General features: G+C 72.1%; 18 protein-coding genes and 1 pseudogene. 14 read left to right on the forward strand and 5 right to left on the reverse strand.

The window, feature by feature from the left end:
• Window positions 1-54: 54 nt before the first annotated feature.
• Window positions 55-636 (reverse strand): biotin transporter BioY, encoded by a 582-nt coding sequence (locus C1703_RS13120; protein WP_114252522.1) that lies wholly within the window; start codon window positions 634-636, stop codon window positions 55-57.
• 413 nt (window positions 637-1,049) lie between these two features.
• Here C1703_RS13120 and C1703_RS13125 point away from each other — a divergent pair, with 413 nt between their 5' ends.
• A complete protein-coding gene (locus C1703_RS13125) occupies window positions 1,050-2,429 on the forward strand; it encodes an amino acid permease (RefSeq protein WP_114252524.1) in 1,380 nt (459 codons plus the stop codon).
• Window positions 2,430-2,564: 135 nt separating this feature from the next.
• Window positions 2,565-3,212, forward strand: coding sequence for a superoxide dismutase (locus C1703_RS13130; RefSeq protein WP_114252526.1), 648 nt, complete (start codon window positions 2,565-2,567; stop codon window positions 3,210-3,212).
• Between the two features lie 126 nt (window positions 3,213-3,338).
• Here C1703_RS13130 and C1703_RS13135 read toward each other — a convergent pair whose 3' ends face one another.
• The 3 genes from C1703_RS13135 to C1703_RS13145 all read right to left on the reverse strand — a co-directional run bounded on the left by C1703_RS13135 (window position 3,339) and on the right by C1703_RS13145 (window position 6,324).
• Complete coding sequence (locus C1703_RS13135) at window positions 3,339-4,115, reverse strand: SAM-dependent methyltransferase (protein ID WP_114252529.1); 777 nt, start codon at window positions 4,113-4,115, stop codon at window positions 3,339-3,341.
• 12 nt (window positions 4,116-4,127) lie between these two features.
• Window positions 4,128-4,751 (reverse strand): histidine phosphatase family protein, encoded by a 624-nt coding sequence (locus C1703_RS13140; protein WP_114252530.1) that lies wholly within the window; start codon window positions 4,749-4,751, stop codon window positions 4,128-4,130.
• A 91-nt stretch (window positions 4,752-4,842) separates the two neighbouring features.
• The gene (locus tag C1703_RS13145) at window positions 4,843-6,324 is read right to left on the reverse strand and encodes an FGGY family carbohydrate kinase (protein WP_114252532.1); all 1,482 of its coding nucleotides are present in this window, start codon (window positions 6,322-6,324) and stop codon (window positions 4,843-4,845) included.
• A 156-nt stretch (window positions 6,325-6,480) separates the two neighbouring features.
• Between C1703_RS13145 and C1703_RS13150 the strand changes: the two genes are divergently transcribed.
• The 10 genes and pseudogenes from C1703_RS13150 (at window position 6,481) to C1703_RS13195 (ending at window position 16,346) form a co-directional block, all read left to right on the forward strand.
• Window positions 6,481-7,902, forward strand: coding sequence for a sugar ABC transporter substrate-binding protein (locus C1703_RS13150; RefSeq protein ID WP_114252535.1), 1,422 nt, complete (start codon window positions 6,481-6,483; stop codon window positions 7,900-7,902).
• A gap of 2 nt (window positions 7,903-7,904) precedes the next feature.
• Window positions 7,905-8,783 (forward strand): sugar ABC transporter permease, encoded by an 879-nt coding sequence (locus C1703_RS13155; RefSeq protein ID WP_114252537.1) that lies wholly within the window; start codon window positions 7,905-7,907, stop codon window positions 8,781-8,783.
• Window positions 8,780-9,604: a carbohydrate ABC transporter permease gene (locus C1703_RS13160; protein WP_114252539.1), complete on the forward strand. Its 825-nt coding sequence runs from the start codon at window positions 8,780-8,782 to the stop codon at window positions 9,602-9,604. Before C1703_RS13155 ends, C1703_RS13160 begins: the two co-directional genes overlap by 4 nt.
• Entirely contained in the window at window positions 9,601-10,692 is a 1,092-nt protein-coding gene (locus tag C1703_RS13165) for an ABC transporter ATP-binding protein (RefSeq protein ID WP_114252541.1), read from the forward strand. Before C1703_RS13160 ends, C1703_RS13165 begins: the two co-directional genes overlap by 4 nt.
• Window positions 10,689-11,523, forward strand: a pseudogene (locus C1703_RS13170) (DeoR/GlpR family DNA-binding transcription regulator). Before C1703_RS13165 ends, C1703_RS13170 begins: the two are co-directional and overlap by 4 nt.
• The gene (locus tag C1703_RS13175) at window positions 11,492-12,580 is read left to right on the forward strand and encodes an ABC transporter ATP-binding protein (RefSeq protein ID WP_114252543.1); all 1,089 of its coding nucleotides are present in this window, start codon (window positions 11,492-11,494) and stop codon (window positions 12,578-12,580) included. Before C1703_RS13170 ends, C1703_RS13175 begins: the two are co-directional and overlap by 32 nt.
• Entirely contained in the window at window positions 12,577-13,608 is a 1,032-nt protein-coding gene (locus tag C1703_RS13180) for a 2-hydroxyacid dehydrogenase (protein ID WP_114252545.1), read from the forward strand. Before C1703_RS13175 ends, C1703_RS13180 begins: the two co-directional genes overlap by 4 nt.
• A 19-nt stretch (window positions 13,609-13,627) precedes the next feature.
• On the forward strand, window positions 13,628-15,052 hold the full coding sequence (locus tag C1703_RS13185; protein WP_114252547.1) for an FGGY-family carbohydrate kinase: 1,425 nt from the start codon (window positions 13,628-13,630) through the stop codon (window positions 15,050-15,052).
• Between the two features lie 26 nt (window positions 15,053-15,078).
• Window positions 15,079-16,119 carry a glycerophosphodiester phosphodiesterase family protein gene (locus C1703_RS13190; RefSeq protein ID WP_114252549.1) on the forward strand — a complete coding sequence of 347 codons (1,041 nt, stop codon included), beginning with the start codon at window positions 15,079-15,081 and terminating at the stop codon, window positions 16,117-16,119.
• The gene (locus C1703_RS13195; RefSeq protein ID WP_114252551.1) at window positions 16,119-16,346 is read left to right on the forward strand and encodes a hypothetical protein; all 228 of its coding nucleotides are present in this window, start codon (window positions 16,119-16,121) and stop codon (window positions 16,344-16,346) included. The genes C1703_RS13190 and C1703_RS13195 overlap by 1 nt, the downstream gene beginning before the upstream one ends.
• A gap of 3 nt (window positions 16,347-16,349) precedes the next feature.
• Here C1703_RS13195 and C1703_RS13200 read toward each other — a convergent pair whose 3' ends face one another.
• Complete coding sequence (locus C1703_RS13200; protein WP_198678158.1) at window positions 16,350-16,988, reverse strand: DsbA family protein; 639 nt, start codon at window positions 16,986-16,988, stop codon at window positions 16,350-16,352.
• 137 nt (window positions 16,989-17,125) lie between these two features.
• Between C1703_RS13200 and pepN the strand changes: the two genes are divergently transcribed.
• Both pepN and C1703_RS13210 read left to right on the forward strand, forming a co-directional pair.
• Window positions 17,126-19,705 carry an aminopeptidase N gene (gene pepN / locus C1703_RS13205; protein ID WP_114252556.1) on the forward strand — a complete coding sequence of 860 codons (2,580 nt, stop codon included), beginning with the start codon at window positions 17,126-17,128 and terminating at the stop codon, window positions 19,703-19,705.
• Between the two features lie 195 nt (window positions 19,706-19,900).
• Window positions 19,901-20,938: a hypothetical protein gene (locus C1703_RS13210; RefSeq protein WP_198678159.1), complete on the forward strand. Its 1,038-nt coding sequence runs from the start codon at window positions 19,901-19,903 to the stop codon at window positions 20,936-20,938.
• The last annotated feature ends 2 nt before the right edge of the window (window positions 20,939-20,940 follow it).

Consider the following 20,940-nt stretch of genomic DNA (forward strand, 5'->3'; position numbering starts at 1 on the left):
GGGAGGAATCCCGGCGGGCCTCTCGTCGAAGACGCGGGCGGCGGCGGACACCCCTCAGCGCTTGTTCGCGAACTTCCACGCCGACGGCAGCGCGCCCATCGCCAGCGCCGCCTTCAGCGCGTCGCCGATCAGGAACGGCGTGAGGCCGGCCGCGATCGCGGCGGTGGCGGACATGTCCGCGGCGAGGGCCAGGTAGGGCACGCCGATGACGTAGATGATCGCCTCGCCCACGAGCATCGTGCCCGCCATGCGCCACACCGAGCGGTCCGCGCCGCGGCGGGCCAGGGCGCCCACGACGGTCGCGGCGAGGATCATGCCGAGGATGTAGCCGAAGGAGGGGGCGACGCCGGAGGAGGCGCCCGCGAACCACGGCACGCCGGCGAGGCCCGCCAGCGCGTACAGCGCCAGGGAGAGGAAGCCGCGGCCGGCGCCGAGGGACGTGCCGACGAGCAGCGCGGCGAAGGTCTGGCCGGTCACCGGCACCGGGGAGCCCGGCACGGGCACCGAGATCTGGGCGGCGAGGCCGGTGAGGGCGGCACCGCCGAGCACGAGGGCCACGTCCCTCACGCGGGAGGCGGGGAGCAGGTCGGCGAGGACCTGTCCGGTGCGTACGGGTGTGGCGGCAGCGGTGCTCATGGGGACTCCGCGAGGGTGAGGGCCGGTCGGGACACGGTGACGCTATCCCAGCGCGCTCTCCCGGTTCACCGTCAGCGCTCGACAAAGGCGCGGACACACGCTTGGTCGGCTTCGGACAAAGGGTGGGAGTTACACCGAGTACGGCGTGACGCCGGTCACGGAGGCAGGGAGGCTTCGCTCACGCCGTCGGCGGGCAGGGGGACTGTAGGGTTTCGCCAAATGCTCGCCGGATGCCTCCGGGTGGGGTGCCGTGCGGCGTCCGCGCCGGCGCCCACCCTCCGTCCCCGGGGCCTCACGGGCTGCGCTCCACGCGTCCGCATGCTGGACAGCCGTCCCTCCCGGGCGACGGGACCGCCCAGACTGGCGGCGTTTTTGCCCTCTCACGCCTCTCACGCATTGGACGAGCCGCGCCCATGCCCAGCACCACCACCGGGACACCGCCCAGCACGGACGACGTCTCCCTCTCCCACGGCCTGAAGCAGCGCCACCTGTCGATGATCGCCCTCGGCGGGGTGATCGGCGCCGGCCTGTTCGTCGGCTCCGGCGCGGGGATCGCCGCCGCCGGCCCGTCGATCGTGGTCGCCTACGCCCTCTCCGGCCTCCTCGTGATGCTGGTGATGCGGATGCTCGGCGAGATGTCGGCCGCGTATCCGTCGTCGGGGTCGTTCTCGGCGCACGCGGAGCGCGCGATCGGCCCCTGGGCCGGGTTCACCGCCGGCTGGTCCTTCTGGGTACTGCTCTGCACGGCCGTCGGGCTGGAGGGCATCGGTGCCGCGAAGATCGTCAGCGGCTGGCTGCCGGGCACGCCGGAGTGGGTGTGGGTGGCGCTGTTCATGGTCGTCTTCTGCGGCACGAACCTCGCGGCGGTGAAGAACTTCGGCGAGTTCGAGTTCTGGTTCGCGGCGCTGAAGGTCGGCGCGATCACCCTGTTCCTGGTGCTCGGCGTCCTGGCGATCCTCGGCGTCCTGCCGGGCACGGACTCCCCCGGCGCCTCGCACCTCACCGACTTCCTCCCCAACGGCGGCGAGGGCCTGGTCATCGGCCTGCTCGCGTCGGTCTTCGCCTACGGCGGCCTGGAGACGGTCACCATCGCGGCGGCCGAGTCGGAGAACCCGGTCAAGGGCGTGGCGAGCGCGGTCCGTACGGCGATGTGGCGCATCGCGCTGTTCTACGTCGGCTCGATGGCGGTCATCGTCACGCTGGTGCCGTGGGACTCGAAGGCGGTCGTCGAGAAGGGCCCGTACGTCGCCGCCCTGGACGAGCTGGGCATCCCGGGTGCCGGCCAGTTGATGAACGTGGTGGTGCTGGTGGCGCTGCTGTCGGCGATGAACGCCAACATCTACGGGGCCTCCCGCATCGCCTACTCGCTGGTGGAGCGCGGCCAGGGCCCGAAGGGGCTGGGCCGGGTCTCGGGCGGGGTGCCGCGGATCGCCGTTCTGGCGTCCTGCGTCTTCGGGTTCCTGTGCGTGCTGCTGAGCTACTGGCGGCCGAACGACGTCTTCCCCTGGCTGCTGAACATGATCGGCGCGGTGATCCTGGTCGTCTGGATCTTCATCGCGGTCTCGCAGCTGCGGCTGCGCCGCCGGCTGGAGCGCGAGACGCCGGAGAAGCTGGTCGTGCGGATGTGGGCGTTCCCGTGGCTGACGTGGGTCGCGCTGGCCGGCATGGCCGCCGTCTTCGTCCTGATGGCCCGGGAGCCGGACACGCGGGTGCAGTTGTACTCGACGGGCGGGATGACGCTGGCCCTGGCGGCTGTCGGCTTCGCCTGGCAGAAGGCGCGCGCCCGGCGGTAGGAAGCGCACGGTGAGAGGCCCCCGCGACACACGCGGGGGCCTTTTTGTGTGCCCTGGCCACCCTTCCCGGCACTCTTGCTGCTAGCGTGCAGTTGCAAGGATGTTGCAATAAGAGGTCCGGAGGGGAACCCGCCCATGCCCGTCTACACGCTGCCCGACCTGCCCTACGACTACTCCGCGCTCGCCCCCGTGATCAGCCCCGAGATCATCGAGCTGCACCACGACAAGCACCACGCGGCCTATGTGAAAGGCGCCAACGACACGCTGGAGCAGCTCGCCGAGGCGCGGGACAAGGAGTCGTGGGGATCGATCAACGGGCTGGAGAAGAACCTGGCCTTCCACCTCTCCGGGCACATCCTGCACAGCATCTACTGGCAGAACATGACCGGCCCGAAGGACGGCGGCGGTGAGCCGCTGGCGCAGGACGGCGTGGGCGAGCTGGCCGACGCGATCACCGAGTCCTTCGGCTCCTTCGCGCGCTTCAAGGCGCAGCTGTCCAAGGCCGCCGCGACCACGCAGGGTTCGGGCTGGGGCGTGCTCGCCTACGAGCCGCTGAGCGGCCGGCTGATCGTGGAGCAGGTCTACGACCACCAGGGCAACGTGGGCCAGGGCGCGACCCCGATCCTGGTCTTCGACGCCTGGGAGCACGCCTTCTACCTGCAGTACCGCAACCAGAAGGTGGACTTCATCGAGGCGATGTGGCAGGTCGTCAACTGGCAGGACGTGGCCCGGCGTCACGAGGCCGCGAAGTCCCGCGCGGACGTGCTGCTGCTGGCTCCCTGAGGCCGGTTCCGTTGAAGCGTCCTGCCTCGTGATCGTCTTCTCACCCTTCACGCACGGCAGGCGGTAAGAAGGAAACCCCCGCGAGGACGTGACTCGCGGGGGTTTCCCGTGTGCGGGGGCGTGTGGTCAGGGCTTGCGGGCGAGCCCTCCGTGCTGGCCGATCGGTTCCGTCGGCTGGCCCGGCTCGGGGTGCCACAGCGGGACCGAGACCACGCCGGGCTCCACCAGCTCCAGGCCCTCGAAGAACGCCTCGATCTGTTCCACCGGCCGCAGGAAGTACGGCACGGCGCCCGTCTCGTTGTAGGCGTCCTGCGCCTGCTCGTAGGCCGGGTCGGTGCCGCGGGAGCCCTCGTTGAGGGAGAGGTAGCTGCCGGAGGGCAGGCCGGCCATCAGGCGGCGGACCAGGTCACGCGCCTGCTCGTAGTCGGCCACGTGGCCCAGGATGCCGCTGAGGATCAGGGCGGTGGGGCGGGTGAGGTCGAGCGTGTTGCCGGCGGCCGCGAGGATCTGCTCGGGCTCGTAGAGGCTGATGGGCTCGTACGCCGTCGCGCCCTCGGGGGTGGAGGTGAGCAGGGCGCGGGCGTGGGCGAGGACCAGCGGGTCGTTGTCGACGTAGACGATCCGCGACTCGGGGGCCAGGCGCTGGGCCACCTCGTGGGTGTTGTCGACGGTGGGCAGGCCCGTGCCGACGTCGAGGAACTGCCGTACGCCCGCCTCCTGGACGAGGTGGCGGATGCCGCGGCCGAGGAAGGCGCGGCTGCTGCGGGCGATGGTGACGATGCCGGGGAAGACGGCGGTGTAGGCGTCACCGGCCGCCTCGTCCACCGGGTAGTTGTCCTTGCCGCCCAGCCAGTAGTTCCAGATCCGGGCCGAGTGCGGCACCGACGTGTCGATCTGCGTCATGGGCTCATAGTGCTACGGCAGGTCCGGCTCGCACGGCACATTGAGTGAGAGGAGTGCGGCGGATCCGTCGGAGTTCATGCGCAGTTCGCTGATCGCCGCGTTCCGCAACCGGGGCAGCACTCTGCGGTACTCCCGGGCCGGGATCGACAGCAGTGTGCACAGCACCAGGCGCAGCAGGGTGTTGTGGGCGACGACCAGGACGCGGCCGCCAGGGTGGGCGGCGGCGATGTCGCGCAGGGCGCGGACGCCCCGGGCCGCTGCCGCCGTCGGGTCCTCGGCGCCGGGGAAGGAGTGGGCCACCGGGTCGGCGCGGTAGGCCGCGGCCCACTCCGGGTCCTCGGTCTCGAACTCGGCGAGCGTGCGGCCCTCGACCACGCCGAAGTCGCATTCGCGCAGGCCGGGTTCGCGCTGCGGGGTGAGGCCCAGGGCGCGGCAGGCGGGGTCGGCGGTGGCGACGGCCCGGGAGAGCGGGGACGTCCAGATCGCGTCGACGGGGTGGGCGGCGGCCCACCGTCCGAGGGCCTCGGCCTGGGCGCGGCCGGTGTCGGTGAGGGCGATGTCGCTGACGCCGGCGTAGCGGTTCTCGGCGTGCCAGACGGTCTGTCCGTGGCGGGCCAGCAGGAGGGTGGTGGTCATGGGCCGGTCCGTTCGCGTGCGGTCGGGCGGTCGATGCGGGGCGGCAGCGGGATGGTCGGTTCTCTGGTACGGGGCCGCACCAGGGTCCTGGTCATGATCCCCCCGTGTCCAGGTGCAGACGGGTCAGGGCGTGTTCCGCCACGGGGGCGGGCAGCCAGCCGCGTTCCCGCACGGCCCGGACGAGGCGGGCGTACGGCTCGGCGAAGGCAGCCGTGCGGCCGGGGCGGGGTTCGAGGACGGTACGGACCCGGACCATGCGCGCGGCCGTGTCCGCCAGCGTGCCGGCGCCCGACACCCCGTACGCGGCCAGCGCGGCCATGCCGAGGGCCGGTTCCGTCTGCTCGGGGACGCGGGCCGGGCGGCCCAGGATGTCGGCGCGCAGTTGGTTCCAGTAAGGGCTGCGCGCGCCGCCGCCCGTGAAGGTGAGCGGGCCGTCGAGGGGCGCGCCGAGGTGGTGGAGGTAGTCCAGGCACAGGCGTTCCGTGAAGCCGACGCCCTGGAGCAGCGCGGCCCACCGGTCGGCGTCGTCGGCGGGGTCGCCGAGGAGGAGGGGCGTGGCGTCCGCGGCCCGGAACGGGAACCGCTCCCCCGGTGAGACGAGGGGGTAGGCGACCGCGCTCGACGGCTCGAACGCCCGGGCCCGCTCGTCCATCGCGGCCGGGTCTGCGTCCGGGAAGTGCGCCGCGAGCGCCCCGGCTCCGACGCTGGAGGCTCCGCCGGGCAGCCAGGTGCCGTCGGGGGCGCGGTGGTTGTAGACGACGCCGGTGGGGTCCCGGACCGGGTCGCGGGTCGCGCCCTTCAGCACGAGGGTCGTGCCGAGCACCGAGTTCCAGGAGCCGGGTCGCAGGGCGCCCGAGGCGATCTGGGCCGCGCAGCCGTCGGTCATGCCGGCGAGCACCGGAGTGCCGGCGGGGATGCCGGTGGCGTCGGCGGCGGCCGGGCGGACCTCGCCGAGGAGGGTCCCCGGGCGGACCACGGCGGGCAACAGGCCGTCCGGCACGCCCAGTTGCGCGAGGGCGACCTCCGGCCAGGACTCGTGCTCCACGTCGTAGCCCGTCTTGAGGGCGTGGCTGGAGTCGGCCGGGGGCGGTGCGCCGGTGAGGCGGGCGACGATCAGGTCGGGCTGGTGGGCGAGCCGCAGGCCGGGGCCGTACTCCCCCACCAGGCGGAGCGCCTTCGGCAGCGCCCAGGTGTCCTGCACCGCGAGCCCGGCTGCGCGCGCCCGCGCCGCCTCCGCCTTCGCGCGCCCGTCGTCGTACATCAGGGCGGGGCTGACGGGCCGGCCCGAGCCGTCCGTCAGCAGCACCGTGCCGGAGGTGCCGCACACCGCGAGTCCGCCGACCGGCGTGCCGGGGGGCGCGGAGCCGAGGGCGGCCCGGGACGCCGTGCACAGCGCCTGCCACCACCGCACCGGGTCCTGCTCGTGCCGCACCCCCTCGCGCCGCCCGGTCAGCGGGGCCGAGCCGCTGCCGAGGACCGTGCCGTCGGCGGTGACGAGCAGCGCGCGGACGCTCTGCGTGCCCAGGTCGATCCCCAGCCAGCCCGCGCCCTCGTCCGCATCGTCGTTCACCATCCGGAACCTCCCACGCCGTCGCAGCCGGATCTGTGAACTTCTCACTGTGCCCCGATATTTTCCCGTGCGCGAGGGATTGACGCCCAACTTCAGCCGTTCCACCCTCTGTTAACGAGTCGACTCGACGTGTTAACCAGGCTCCACGCGGAGGTACGGATGGACACGCACGTGCACGACCGCCGGCGCTTCCTCGCCCTCGCCGCCGGGGCGGCGGCCGCCCCGCTGCTGACGGCCTGCGGCGCCGGTTTCGGCGGGAACGACAGCAAGGGCGACGGGTCCGCCGCCGACGACATCACCGGCTCCTTCGACTGGAAGCGGGAGAAGGGCACCACCGTCAAGGCGCTGCTCAACAAGCACCCGTACACGGACGCGCTGATCGCCGACCTGAAGTCCTTCACCGCGAAGACCGGTATCAAGGTCGAGTACGACGTGTTCCCCGAGGACAACTACTTCGACAAGCTGACCGTGGACCTGTCCAGCGGGCGTGCCTCCTACGACGTCTTCATGCTCGGCGCGTACATGGTGTGGCAGTACGGGCCGCCGGGCTGGCTGGAGGACCTCGGGCCCTGGATGCGCAACTCCGCCGCCACGGGCGCCGAGTGGGATCAGGCGGACTTCTTCCCGAACCTCCTCCAGGCCGACCAGTGGTCGCTGAAGGCGGGCGCGCCGCTGGGCCAGGGCGGGCAGTACGCGCTGCCGTGGGGCTGGGAGACCAACGTCGTCGCCTACAACACCGAGGTGTTCGGCAAACTCGGCCTGAAACCGGCCGAGTCCTTCGACGAGCTGACCGAACTCGCCGCCACCATCAAGCGGAAGGCGCCGGGCGCGGGCTTCGACGGCATGTACGGGATCGCCGTACGCGGGTCGAGGAGCTGGGCCACCATCCACCCGGGCTTCATGACGATGTACGCCCGCAACGGCCTGAAGGACTTCACGGTCGACGGCGGGAAGCTCACACCCGCGATGAACAGCCCCGAGGCCGTCGCCTTCACCGAGGACTGGGCGCGGATGGTGAAGCGGGGCGGGCCGCCGTCCTGGACCTCGTACACCTGGTACCAGTGCTCCAGCGACCTGGGCGCGAAGAAGGCGGGGATGCTGTTCGACGCGGACACGGCCGCCTACTTCCAGGCGGTGAAGGGCGCGAGCCCCGCCTCCGGGAAGATCGCCTTCCACCCCGGGCCGAAGGGTCCGGACGGGTCGCTCGCCACCAACATGTGGATCTGGTCGCTCGGCATGAACGCCAAGAGCAGGAAGAAGAGCGCCAGTTGGCTGTTCCTGCAGTGGGCCACCGGCAAGGAGCACCTGCGCAGGAGCGCGATCACGCACAACCACATCGACCCGGTGCGCAGGTCGGTCGCCGAGGACGCCGCGTACAAGGACAAGATGCGGCACCTGCCCGGGTTCCTGGAGACCTTCGAGACGGTCGTCGACCAGACGAAGATCCAGTTCACCCCGCAGGCGCAGTTCTTCGACGCCACGACCAGCTGGGCGGCGGCCCTCCAGGAGATCTACGGCGGCAAGGGCGCCACATCGGTGCTGGACGGGCTGGCGGACGACCTCGCCGGCAAGGTGGGCTAGCCATGCGGCTCGCGCTGCGACCGTACCTCCTCATCGTCCCGGCCCTGCTGCTCACCTGCGGGATCCTGTACCCCTTCGGGCTCGGGCTGTACTACACGCTGTTCGACTTCTCGGCGAGCAAACCGCAGCCGGACATGGTGCGGTTCGAGAACTACAGAGCCGTCTTCACGCAGGAGGCGTTCTGGAACTCGGCGTGGGTGACCGTGCTTTACGCGGTCGGGGCGGCGCTCGCCGAGACCGTGCTCGGCGTGGCCGTCGCCCTGCTGCTGCACCGCTCGACGCTCGTCGGACGGGTCCTGGAGAAGATCCTGATCCTGCCGCTGATGATCGCGCCGGTGATCGCGGCGATCATCTGGAAGCTGATGCTCCAGCCGTCGGTGGGGGTCGTGAACTACCTGCTCAGGCCGTTCGGTCTGGGCGGGGTGCAGTGGACCGACACCCCGACGGGCGCGCTGCTGTCGTCGATCGCCGTGGACGTGTGGGTGTACACCCCGTTCGTGGCGATCCTCGCCCTGGCCGGTCTGCGGTCGCTGCCCGCCTCCCCGTTCGAGGCGGCGGCCGTGGACGGCGCGGGGTGGTGGTACACGTTCCGGCGGCTGACCCTGCCGATGCTGTGGCCGTACGTGCTGGTCGCGGTGATCTTCCGGTTCATGGACTCGCTGAAGGTGTTCGACATCATCTACGCCCTCACCGAGGGAGGGCCGGGCGACTCGACCGTCGTGCTCCAGATCCGGGCGTACCTGGAGGCGATCCGCTTCCAGCGGTACTCGTTCGGGATCTCCTACACGATCGTGCTGTGGGCCGTGGTGTACCTGGCCGCGATGGTCCTGGTGAAGCACCTGGGCAAGATCCAGCGGAAGGCCGCGGAGGTGACCACGTGAGGAAACGCCTGCTGAGCCGGCTGGCGGACGCCGCGCTCGTCCTCTACTTCGTCTTCGCGCTGTTCCCGATCGCCTGGATGGTGATCCTGTCGCTGAAGCCGGCGGACCAGTTGTTCTCCACCTACTTCTCCTTCTCCCCCACCCTCGACGGCTACCGGACGGTCCTCGGTGACAGCGAGGGCATCCCGTTCGTGCGGTTCTTCGTCAACAGCCTGGTGGTGTCGGTGGGGGCGGTCGCGCTGTCGCTGGTGGTCGGGCTGCCGGCGGCGTACGCCTCGGCCCGGTGGCGGTTCAAGGGCTCGGAGAACCTGATGTTCACGCTGCTGTCGTTCCGCTTCGCGCCCGAACTGACCGTGATCATCCCGCTGTTCGTGCTGTACCAGAAGCTCGGTCTGTTCGACACGTACGTCGGCATGGTGTGGGTGCTGCAACTGGTGACGCTGCCGCTGATCGTGTGGATCATGCGGTCCTACTTCGCCGACCTCACCCCCGAGCTGGAGCAGGCGGCCCTGCTGGACGGCTACACCCGCAAGCAGGCGTTCTTCAAGGTGGCCCTGCCGCTGGTCAAGCCGGGCATCGCGGCCGTGTCGCTGCTGGCGTTCATCTTCGCCTGGAACAACTTCGTCTTCCCGCTGATCCTCACCTCCAACGAGGCCCAGACGGTGACCGTGGGCGCGCTGTCCTTCCTCGGCGGGGACCGGCCCAAGTACAACCTGACGGCCGCCGCCGCGCTGGTGTCCGTCGTCCCGCCGCTGCTGCTGGCGCTGACGATCCAGCGGTACCTGGTGCGGGGCCTGTCGTTCGGGGCGGTGAAGTCATGATCCGGCTGAGCGGGATCCGGAAGGCGTACGGCAAGACCGTCGCGCTCGACGAGCTGGAACTCGACGTACGGGAAGGCGAGTTCTTCTGCCTGCTCGGCCCGTCCGGCGCGGGCAAGACCACCACCCTGAAGACCGTCGCCGGACTCGAACAGCCCGACTCCGGCACGGTCGTGCTCGACGGCGAGGACATGCGGGGCGTCGAGCCCTACGACCGGGGCGTGGCGATGTGCTTCGAGAGCTACGCCCTCTACCCGCACCGCTCGGCCTACGACAACCTCGCCTCGCCGCTACGCTCGCCCCGGCACCGGCTGCCCGCCGACCAGGCCCGGCAGCGCATCGGCGCGATCGCCGAACTGCTCGGGATATCGGGGCTGCTGGACCGGCCCGTCGGGCAGCTGTCGAACGGGCAGCGGCAGCGCGTCGCCCTCGGCCGGGTGCTGGTCCGCCCCGCCCGGGCCTTCCTGCTCGACGAGCCGCTCTCCCACCTCGACGCCAAGCTCCGCCAGCAGATGCGGGCCGAGCTGAAGGCCATCGGGGCCGTGCAGCACACCACCACCCTGTACGTCACCCACGACTCGGTGGAGGCGCTGGCGCTCGGCGACCGGATCGGGGTGATCCGGCAGGGGCGGATCGTGCAGACGGGCACGCGGGAGGAGATCTGGTACCGGCCCCACGACACGGAGGTCGCGCGGGCCTTCGGCCGGCCCCGGATCAACCTGCTGACGGGGGTCGTCACCGACAGCGGGGTGCGGTGCGGCGGCGGGGTCGAACTGCCGGTCCGGGCCCAGGCCGCTCCGGGCACGGACGTCCTGGTCGGCCTGCGCCCCCGGGACATCGCCCTGCACGGCGGCGAGGGCCACGAGCTGACCGGGACCGTGTACGTCACCGAGGTGCTCGGCCGGTCCGTCGAGGTCACCGTCCGCCTCGGCACCGGGGAGCAGCGGGTGTCGCTGGTGGCCCCCCGGGCGGACGCGGCGCGCCTTCGTCCGGACGATCCGGTGCGGCTCGTGGTCCGGCCTGAGAACCTGCTGCTGTTCGAGGCCGACCGGCCGGAACGACCGGGACGACGGATAGAGACACAGCCATGAGCAGCAGCAGTGGTGGACAGCAGGGGCCGGCGGCGCGGCAGGCGGCCATGGCCGAGCAGGTGCTGGCCGACGGCTCGGCGACGGCGGCGGAGCTGGCCGAGCGGTTCGGGGTGAGCCTGATGACCATCCACCGAGACCTCGACGAGCTCGAACGGCAGGGCATCGTACGGAAGTTCCGCGGCGGGGTGACCGCGCAGCCGTCGGGGGTCTTCGAGTCGAACGTGCAGTACCGGCTGAAGACCATGCGGGCCGAGAAGGCCGCCGTCGCCGAGCGGGCGGTGCGGATGGTCGAGCCCGGCATGGCGATCCTGCTGGACGACTCCACGTCCACGCTGGAGATAGCCAGGCGGCTGCGCACGGGCGAGGTCACGCCCCTGACGGTCGTCACCAACTTCCTGGAGGCGATCAACCTCCTGGCCGACCAGCGGGGCATCCATCTGATGGCCCTGGGCGGCGACTACGACCCGCTGCACTCCTCGTTCCTCGGGGTGTCCTGCGTGGAGGCGGTCGAGCGAGCTGCGGGTGGACGTGTGCTTCGCGTCGACGTCGGCCGTGCACGGGGGTTACGCGTACCACCAGGAGCAGCACATCGTGTCCGTGAAGCGGGCGATGCTCGACGCGGCGGCACGGAACGTCCTGCTGATCGACCACACCAAGCTCGGCCGGGTCGCCCTGCACCGGGTCGTCCCGCTGTCCCGCTTCGACACGGTCCTCGTGGACGACGGGGCGTCGGCGGAGGCACTGCGGGATCTGGACGAGCACAAGGTCCGTTACGAGGTTTGCGCGACGAAGGGCGGCCATGGCGAGCGGAACGGGACTGGAGCTACGTGAGCTGCGCAAGACGTACAGGTCGCGGGGGCGGCCCGCCGTGGACGCCGTCCGCGGGATCGACCTGAACCTCCGCTCCGGGGAACTGCTCGGGCTGCTCGGGCCCTCCGGCTGCGGCAAGTCGACGACCCTGCGCATGATCGCCGGGCTGGAGTCCGTCACCGGCGGGGACATCCTGGTCGGCGGGGTGTCGGTGGTGGAACGGCCCGCGCAGCAGCGCAACATCGGGGTCGCGTTCGAGAACTACGCGCTGTACCCGCCGCTGTCCGTCGCGGAGAACCTGGCGTTCGGGCTGAAGGCCCGGCGGAAGGCGGCCCGCGGTGACGTCGACCGCAAGGTGAAGGAGATCGCCGAGCGGGTCGGCCTGACCGGCCTCCTCGACGCCCGCCCGGCCGGGCTGTCCAGCGGCCAGAAACAGCGCGTCTCCCTGGCCCGGGCCCTGATCCGCGAACCGGACGTGCTGCTCCTCGACGAGCCCCTCTCGCACCTGGACGCGGCCCAGCGCGACACCACCCGACGCGAACTCAAGCGCATCCAGAAGGACCTCGGCCACACCACCATCCTGGTCACCCACGACCAGGAGGAGGCCCTCTCCCTCGCCGACCGGATCGCCGTCATGAAGGACGGCGTCATCCAGCAGCTCGGCACCCCCTACGAGATCTACGACAGCCCGGCCAACGTCTTCGTCGCGGACTTCGTCGGCGAGCCCGCGATCACGCTGCTGCCCGGCATCGCCGACGGCGACGGCCACGCCCGCCTCTCCCCCGCGGTCCGCGTCGCGCTGCCCGTGCCGGTGGACCGGGGCCGTGAGGTGGTGGTCGGCATCCGCCCGGAGGACGTCCGGCTCACCGCCGAAGGCGGGCTGCCCGCCCGGGTCGTGGCCCACGAACCCCTCCTGGAGTCGGGCCTGGCGACCCTCGCCCTGGACGGGGTCGAACGGCATCTGGTCGTCCTCACCGACCCCGAGGTCCGGCTCGCCCACGACGACCGGGTCGAGGTCGCCGCCGACCCACAGCACACCCACGTCTTCGACGCCGAGACAGGAGACTCCCTGCGATGACTGCCGGAAACAGCGTGCGTGTCGTGGCCGCCGGTGACCACTTCGTCCTGCCGTCCCTGATCACACGGGCGGTGCGGCACGAGGTGGCACAGGCGCAGGTCGGTGAGCTGCGACTCGGCTGGCCGCTGGAGCCGTTCGGGCCGGTCGCCGAGGTGCAGGAGGCCAGTGACGCCGAGGACGAGATGATCGAGGCGCTGGCCGGGGCGGAGGTGCTGGTCACGCAGATGGGGCCGGTCACCGAGAAGGTGCTGGCCGCCTGCCCGGACCTGAAACTGGTCGTGGTGTGCCGGGGCGGGCCGGTGAACGTCAACCTGGACGCGGCGAAACGGCGGGACGTGCGGGTGTGCTTCGCGCCGGGCCGCAACGCCGCCGCCACCGCCGAGTTCACCCTCGGCCTGATGCTGGCCGCCCTGCGCCGCATCCCCCAAGCCCACGAGCCGCTCGCCCGGCACGGCAGCTGGGAGGGCGCGACGTACTACACGTACGAGCGCAGCGGCCTGGAACTGGAGGACCTGCCCGTCGGCCTGGTCGGCTACGGGGCTGTCGGCAGCCGGGTCGCGCGCGTGCTGTGCGCGTTCGGGGCGCGGGTGATGGTCCACGACCCCTATGTGCACGGCGAGATCCACGGGCTGCGGGTGAGCTCGCTCGACGAACTCCTGCGCCGCTCCCAGGTGATCACCCTGCACGCCCGGCTCACCCCCGAGACCCGGGGCCTGATCGGCGCCCGGGAGCTGGCGCTGCTGCCGCGCGGCGCGGTGGTGGTGAACGTGGCCCGGGGCCCGCTGCTGGACGAGGACGCGCTGTGCGACGCGCTGGAGAGCGGTCGGGTGTCGGCGGCGGCGCTCGACACGTACGAGCGGGAGCCGCTGCCGGAGGAGTCCCGGCTGCGGGGGTTCGCCGAACGCGTCGTGCTCACGCCCCACTTGGGCGGCGCGTCCCGCGCGGTCGCGGAGAAGGCGGCGCGGATCGCCGCCGAAGAGGTGGGCCGCTGGGTGCGGGGAGAGCCGCTCGCGCACTGTCTGACCTGAGGACCCGGAGGAGAGCCGCATGTACGTCGGTATCGATGTGGGCACGTCCATGGTCAAGGCGGCGGCCTTCGACGGCACGGGCCGGCAACTGGCCGTGGAGTCCCGCCCGGTGGGCCTGAAGCTGCACGGCGGGTTCGTCGAGCAGGACATGGAGGAGGTGTACGGGGCGGTCGTCGCGGTGCTCGAGGCGCTGACCTCCGCCGTGGCGGAACCGGTGGAGCTCGCGGGGCTCACCGGGCAGGGCGACGGGGTGTGGCTGGTGGACGGCGAGGGCCGGCCGGTGCGCCCCGCCGCCTCCTGGATGGACGGGCGGGCGCACGAACTGGTCGACCGGTGGCTGGCGGACGGCACCTTCGAGACGGTGTTCCGGCGGACCGGCAGCGCGATGTTCCCGGGCTGCCCCGGCCCGCTGCTGGCCTGGCTGGACAGCCGCGAACCGAAGGCGCTGGACGCCGCGCAGGCCGCCCTGTACTGCAAGGACGTGGTGTTCCACCGGCTGACCGGAGCCGGTCCGACGACGGATGTCTCGGACGCGTCGATGCCGTTCCTGGACCCGCGGACGCGGACGTACGACAACCGGGTCGTCGAGCTGCTGGGCCTCACCCACCGGCGGGGCCTGCTCGCCCCCGTCAGCGCCCCGGTCGCGACGGCCGGGGCGCGCGGCGAGGGCCTACCGTCCGGCACCCGGATCGCCAACGGCCCCTACGACCTGCCGGCCTGCGCGCTGGGCGCCGGGGTGACGTCCCCGGGCGACGGTCTGCTGATCGTCGGGACCTGTCTGGCCAGCCTGGTCGCCACGACCGAACTGGACCTGACCGGCGAGCCGGCGGGCCTGTACATCTCCACCGACCGGCCCGGGTACTGGCTGCGCGCCATGCCCGCGATGGTCGGCACGGCCGCGCTGGACTGGGTGCTGTCCACGACGGGTGTACGGCACGACGAGGTGGACGGCCTGCTGGCCGGGACCCCGCCGGGCGCGAACGGCGTCCGCGTCCTGCCGTACTTCGCGCCCTCCGGCGAACGGGCCCCCTTCGTCGAGCCCCGGCTGCGCGCCGAACTCACCGGCGTCTCCCTGGAGTCGACCCGGGGCGATCTGGTCCGCGCCACCTGCGAGGGCATCGGGTACGCCGCCCGGCACTGCCTTGAGGCGGCGGGGCTGACCGGGGACCTGGCGGTGTGCGGCGGCGGCACCCGCAGCCCCGCCTGGATGCGGCTGCTGGCCGACGTGCTCGGGCGGCCCCTGCGGGTCGTCGAGGGCGAGGTGGGCGCGCGGGGCGCGGTGCTGGCGGCGGCCGAGCGATACGGGGTCGGGCTGGACACGAAGGCGTGGACGAAGCCGACGGCGGTCGTCGAGCCGGACCCGGGCCGGGCCGCGTCCTACACGCGGGGCTACGAGGAGCACCTGACCCGGCTGGCCCAGGCGCGGGACCGGGCGCGTTCGTGAACCTGTCTTCGACGAAGGGGAGTCGCATGCGGCTCGGACGGAGATCCCTCCTGCTCGCGGCGGCCGCGGGAACGGCCACGGCGGCGACGGCGGCCCCGGCGGTGGCCGAACCCCGCACGCGCGGCCCGGTCGTCATCGGCCACCGCGGCGCGGCCGGCCGGCGGCCGGAGCACACGGCCGCCTCGTACAGGTACGCCGTGCAGACGGGCGCCGACTGGATCGAACCGGACCTGGTGCCGACGAAAGACCACGTGCTGGTGGTGCGGCACGAGAACGAGATCTCCCAGACGACCGACGTGGCCCGCCGGCCGGAGTTCGCGGACCGCCGTACGACGAAGACGGTCGACGGCCGGTCCGTGACCGGGTGGTTCACGGAGGACTTCACGCTCGCCGAGCTGAAGACGCTGCGGGCGGTGGAGCGGCTGCCGCAGGTCCGCAATCACAACACCGTCTTCGACGGCCGCGAGGAGGTCATGACCTTCCAGGAAGTCGTGGACCTGGCGCGGCGGCTGTCGCGGACGTACGGCCGGACGATCGCCGTCTTCCCGGAGACCAAGCACCCCACGTACTTCCGGTCGATCGGCCTGCCGTTGGAGCCGAAGCTGGCGTCCGCGATCCGCCGCAACCGGCTCGGGCGGCGCGAGTGCGTCGTGCAGTCCTTCGAGCCGACGAGCCTGAAGCGGATCGCCGCGGCGGGGCTGGGCGTGCCGCTGTGGCAGGCGCTGGGGACGACGGGCGGGCCGTACGACCTGCCCGGGACGACCTACGAGGAGATGGCGACCCCGGCGGGCCTCGCGGACATCGCGGCGTACGCGGACTGGATCGGGCCGGACAAGTCGTCGCTCGTCGGCACGTCCCTCGTCGCGGACGCGCACGCGGCGGGACTGCGGATCGGGCCGTACACGTTCCGCGCGGAGAACCAGTTCCTGCCGGCCGACCTGCGGCGGGGAACCGGACCGAACGATTTCGGGGACGCGTTCGCCGAATACGCGCTGTACTACCGCATGGGGGTCGATGCGGTCGTAACCGACTTCCCGGACCTGGCGGTGATGGCGAGGAGGGGCTGATGACGGTGAGCCGGGCGTGCCGGACCTGCGGCACCATGCAGGAGTTCCGGATCTTCAACGCCGCCGAGCGGGCGGCCGTCCGGGCGGAGAAGGGGGACGGTCACTTCGTGGACGACTACTGGCGCTGCACCGCTGTCGGCTGCCGGTGGTACCAGCGTTACCTCAACCGCGGCGAGGACGGCCTGCTCCCGGAGGAACTGAAGATCCAGCCCGCCCCCGCCGAGTGAGTCCTACAGGTTGGAGAAGTCCGGGCCCTTGGTACGGGTGCGCTTGATCTCGTAGAAGCCCGGCACCGAGGCCACGGCGAGGGTGCCGTCCCAGAGGCGGGCGGCCTCCTCGCCCTTGGGGGCCGGGGTGACGACCGGGCCGAAGAAGGCGAGCTGCTCTCCGTCGGCGCCGGGCACGGCGATGACCGGGGTGCCGACCTCCTGGCCGACCAGGTCGATGCCCTCCTTGTGGGAGGCGCGCAGCTCGGGCTCGTAGCGGGTGCCGTCCCAGTGCTCCATGAGCGACTCGGGCAGGCCGGCGTCCTTCAGGGCGGCGGCGACCGTCTCCTTGCCGGGGCCCTCGCCCTGGTTGTGGATGCGGGTGCCGAGCGCGGTGTAGAGGTCGCCGAGCACCTCGGCGCCGTGCTCCTGCTGCGCGGCTATGACGACCCGGACGGGACCCCACGCCTTGGTCTGAAGCAGCTCGCGGTACTCCTCGGGCAGTTCGTCGAGCTTGTCCTCGTTGAGGACGGCGAGGCTCATGACGTGCCAGCGGACCTGGATGTCCCTGACCTTCTCCACCTCCAGCACCCAACGGGAGGTCATCCACGCCCAGGGGCACAGCGGGTCGAACCAGAAGTCGACGGGGGTCTTGTCCGACATGTCTCTCCTCATGAGGGAACCGTTTCTCCGGGAACACCGCGGTTCGCCGCCGTCATTCCCGGCTGCCCGGCGTCAGGGGCACGTGGCAGGATCGGTGCTGTTCAGCCGTATCCCACGACGCTTGAGGAGTGCCGCCCGTGCCCGGTGAGAATCTGTCCCGCGACGAGGCCCGGGAGCGGGCCGCCCTGCTGCGCGTCGACGGGTACGAGGTGTCCCTCGACCTGCGGTCCGCGGTCGGTGAGGACGCGGGCGACGGGCCCCGCACGTTCCGCTCGGTCACGACGATCCGGTTCCGCTGCAACGAGCCCGGTGCGAGCAGCTTCGCCGACCTCATCGCGCCGAGTGTGACGGCCGTCTCACTCAACGGCCGTGATCTGGACCCCGGTGAGGTCTTCGACGGCTCCCGGATCACGCTGGAGGACCTCGCCGCGGACAACGAGCTGGTGGTCGACGCCCAGTGCGCCTACTCCCGGACCGGTGAGGGCCTGCACCGCTTCGTCGACCCGGAGGACGGCGAGGTGTACCTGTACACGCAGTACGAGCCGGCCGACTCGCGCCGCGTCTTCGCCAACTTCGAGCAGCCCGACCTGAAGGCCCCGTACCGCTTCGAGGTGCGGGCCCCGGAGGGCTGGACGGTGTGGAGCAACGGGGCGGGCGAGCAGACGGACGGGGTGTGGCGGTTCGCCGAGACCAAGCCGATCTCGACGTACATCACGTGCGTGGTGGCCGGGCCGTACCACTACGTGACAGACACCTACGAGCGCACCTTCGAGGACGGTACACGCCTGGAGATCCCCCTCGGCGCCCTGTGCCGCAAGGGCCTCGCGCCCCACTTCGACGCCGACGACGTCTTCCTGGTCACCAAGCAGGGCCTGGACTTCTTCCACGACCACTTCGACTACCCGTACCCGTTCGGCAAGTACGACCAGGCGTTCGTGCCCGAGTACAACCTGGGCGCGATGGAGAACCCGGGTCTGGTGACGTTCCGGGAGGAGTTCATCTTCCGGGGCAAGGTGACGCAGGCGTCCTACGAGGGCCGGGCCAACGTGGTGCTGCACGAGATGGCGCACATGTGGTTCGGCGACCTGGTCACCATGGAGTGGTGGGACGACCTGTGGCTGAAGGAGTCGTTCGCGGACTTCATGGGCGAGTTCTCGCTGGTCGGCGCGACCCGCTTCGAGAACGGCTGGGTCACCTTCGCCAACCGCCGCAAGGCGTGGGCGTACCGCGCGGACCAGCTGCCCTCCACTCACCCGATCACGGCGGACATCCGCGACCTGCAGGACGCCAAGCTGAACTTCGACGGCATCACGTACGCCAAGGGCGCGTCGGTGCTGAAGCAGCTCGTGGCGTACGTCGGCGAGGACGCGTTCCTGGAGGGCGCCCGGCGCTACTTCAAGCGGCACGCGTACGGCAACACGCGCCTCGGTGACCTGCTGTCGGTGCTGGAGGAGACCAGCGGCCGGGACATGGGCGCCTGGTCGCGGTCCTGGCTGCAGACGGCGGGGGTGAACTCGCTGACGCCGCAGGTGCTGCTGGACTCGGACGGCCGCGTCGAGGAGCTGGCGGTGGTGCAGGAGGCGGCCGAGTCGCATCCGGAACTGCGCCCGCACCGGGTGGCGGTGGGCCTGTACCGGGTGACGGACGGCGGGGCGGTCGAGCGGTACGCGCGCGTGGAGACCGACATCGAGGGCGCGCGCACGGTCGTCGCCGACCTGGCCGGCGCGGACGCCCCGGACCTCGTCCTGGTCAACGACGACGACCTGACCTACTGCAAGATCCGCTTCGACGCGACGTCGCTGGCCACCCTGCGCGAGCACCTGGGGTCGGTCACCGACCCGCTCGCCCGCGCCCTGTGCTGGTCGGCGCTGTGGAACATGACGCGGGACGCGCTGCTCCCGGCGCGGGACTTCGTTGAGCTGGTGCTGCGCTTCGCGGGGCGCGAGTCCGGGATCGGCGTGGTGCAGATGCTGCACGCGTGGGCGGAGTCGGCGGTCACGCACTACGCGGCGCCCGCCCGGCGCGAGGCCGCCGCCGGGCTGCTCGCCGAGGGCGCGCGGCGCGAGCTGTACGCGGCCGAGCCCGGCAGCGAGCACCAGCTGGCCTGGGCGCGCTTCTTCGCCCGGACGGCCACCACCGAGGCCGACTTCGCGCTGCTGCGGGACCTGCTTCAGGGCACGGCGACGGTCGAGGGCCTGGAGCTGGACCAGGAGCTGCGGTGGGTGTTCCTGGAGCCGCTGGCCGCGCACGGGAGCGTGGACGAGAAGGCGCTGGCCGAGGAGCTGGCCCGGGACGACACGGCCTCCGGCAGGCGCCACCAGGTGCGCTGTCTGGCCGCCCGCCCGTCGGAGGCGGTCAAGGCGCAGGCGTGGGCGCAGGTCGTGGAGTCGGACGCGCTGTCCAACGCCATGGTGGAGGCGACCATCGCGGGCTTCTCCCAGGGCTCGCAGCGGGAGCTGCTCGCGCCGTACGCGGAGAAGTACTTCGCGGTGATCGAGCGGGTGTGGTCCGAGCGGTCGATCCAGATCGCGATGCACGTGGTGCAGGGCCTGTTCCCGTCGCTCCAGCAGTCCCGGGAGACACTGGAGGCCACGGACGCCTGGCTGGAGGCCCACCGGGAGGCCGCCCCGGCGCTGCGCCGGCTGGTGCTGGAGGCCCGGGACGACCTGGCACGGGCGTTGCGTGGACAGGCGTGCGACGAGGCCGTTGACCAGTAGCTTTGGCCTAAGATCCGGCGTTCCGCCTTCGTTACAAGACGTGTGCGCCGCGAGCCGTAACCCCTGGTCCGGACCCGAACGGACCAGGGACTTTCGGCATCCGAACATCCGTCCTTTAGGACTGGGTTGTCCGTATTTGTCGACGGGGCTGTAACAGCGGTTCAAGGGCGGTCCGGGCACGGGAAATTGCGGAGCATGACCCACAACACCCCGCTCTCCCCCCGCCCGCCGCACGCCCTGTCCGGCCGTGGCCGCCCCCGCGTGATGACGACGGCCCAGCTCCGCTCGCACGGTGTGTCGACGGCCGAGACGAACGAGCAGTGCCGCCCCGGCGGGCCCTGGCAGCAGCTCCTGCCGGGCGTGGTCCTGCTCCACCCGGGCCCGCCGACCAGCGAGGAGCGGCTGCACGCGGTGCTGATGTACGCGGCGCGGGAGCGCGGCGGCGTGCCCGCCCAGCCGGGCGCGGGCCGGCCGTCCGCCCCCGCCCGCCCGGAGGCGATGATCACGGGCCTGGCGGCGCTGACGCTGCACGGCTTCTCCTCCACTCCCCCGCTGCCCTCCCTGGACGCCATCGACGTCCTGGTGCCGCGCATGCGGCGGCTGCGCTCGGCGGGCTGCGCGCGGATCGTCCGCGGTGCCGCGCTGCCCGCCCCCGAGCAGGTCACCGGCCTGCCGGTGGCACCGGTCGCCCGCGCGCTGGCCGACGCGGTGGCGGGCCTCTCGGACGCCGACGTCGTGCGCCGCCTGATGACGGAGGCGGTGCGCGGCGCCCACTGCGACGCGACGGCGGTGGTCCGCGAACTGAACCAGGCGCGGCTGCTGAGCCGGCCGCACGTGGTGGACGCGGTGGAGTCCCTGCTGGCCGAGGGCCGGGCGATCGCCGAGGACCGCCTGTACCGGATGGTCCGCGAGTACGGCCTGCCCGACCCGGTCTGGAACGTCGACCTGCGCCTGCCCGGCGGCCCCTACCTCGGCGGTCTGGACGCGTACTGGCCCGACCAGGCGGTGGCGGTGGAGCTGGACACGCGGGCGCCCCGGCAGGACGACGACGCGCTGTGGTCGGAGTACGCCCGCAAGCGCGAGCACCTGGAGCGGCTCGGCATCACGGTCGTCCACATCACGCCGAGGAAGCTCCGCGACTCGCTGGAGCAGCAGGCGACGGTGGTGCGCACGGCGTTGATGGCGGCGGCCGACCGCGAACCGGCCGCGTACGTCGTGGTCCTGCCCCGGTAGTG

Origin of the sequence: Streptomyces sp. Go-475, from assembly GCF_003330845.1 — a bacterium.
In the GTDB taxonomy this organism is placed as follows: domain Bacteria; phylum Actinomycetota; class Actinomycetes; order Streptomycetales; family Streptomycetaceae; genus Streptomyces.

Bases quoted from the DNA above. Each gene is read 5' to 3' on its own strand.
- C1703_RS13195 (WP_114252551.1), top strand. From the start codon at position 16,119: ATGACGGTGAGCCGGGCGTGCCGGACCTGCGGCACCATGCAGGAGTTC.
- C1703_RS13120 (WP_114252522.1), bottom strand. From the start codon at position 636: ATGAGCACCGCTGCCGCCACACCCGTACGCACCGGACAGGTCCTCGCC.
- C1703_RS13130 (WP_114252526.1), top strand. From the start codon at position 2,565: ATGCCCGTCTACACGCTGCCCGACCTGCCCTACGACTACTCCGCGCTC.
- C1703_RS13155 (WP_114252537.1), top strand. From the start codon at position 7,905: ATGCGGCTCGCGCTGCGACCGTACCTCCTCATCGTCCCGGCCCTGCTG.
- C1703_RS13210 (WP_198678159.1), top strand. From the start codon at position 19,901: ATGACCCACAACACCCCGCTCTCCCCCCGCCCGCCGCACGCCCTGTCC.
- C1703_RS13140 (WP_114252530.1), bottom strand. From the start codon at position 4,751: ATGACCACCACCCTCCTGCTGGCCCGCCACGGACAGACCGTCTGGCAC.
- C1703_RS13200 (WP_198678158.1), bottom strand. From the start codon at position 16,988: ATGTCGGACAAGACCCCCGTCGACTTCTGGTTCGACCCGCTGTGCCCC.
- C1703_RS13125 (WP_114252524.1), top strand. From the start codon at position 1,050: ATGCCCAGCACCACCACCGGGACACCGCCCAGCACGGACGACGTCTCC.
- C1703_RS13185 (WP_114252547.1), top strand. From the start codon at position 13,628: ATGTACGTCGGTATCGATGTGGGCACGTCCATGGTCAAGGCGGCGGCC.
- C1703_RS13135 (WP_114252529.1), bottom strand. From the start codon at position 4,115: ATGACGCAGATCGACACGTCGGTGCCGCACTCGGCCCGGATCTGGAAC.
- C1703_RS13190 (WP_114252549.1), top strand. From the start codon at position 15,079: ATGCGGCTCGGACGGAGATCCCTCCTGCTCGCGGCGGCCGCGGGAACG.
- C1703_RS13150 (WP_114252535.1), top strand. From the start codon at position 6,481: ATGGACACGCACGTGCACGACCGCCGGCGCTTCCTCGCCCTCGCCGCC.
- C1703_RS13145 (WP_114252532.1), bottom strand. From the start codon at position 6,324: ATGGTGAACGACGATGCGGACGAGGGCGCGGGCTGGCTGGGGATCGAC.
- C1703_RS13165 (WP_114252541.1), top strand. From the start codon at position 9,601: ATGATCCGGCTGAGCGGGATCCGGAAGGCGTACGGCAAGACCGTCGCG.
- C1703_RS13180 (WP_114252545.1), top strand. From the start codon at position 12,577: ATGACTGCCGGAAACAGCGTGCGTGTCGTGGCCGCCGGTGACCACTTC.
- C1703_RS13175 (WP_114252543.1), top strand. From the start codon at position 11,492: ATGGCGAGCGGAACGGGACTGGAGCTACGTGAGCTGCGCAAGACGTAC.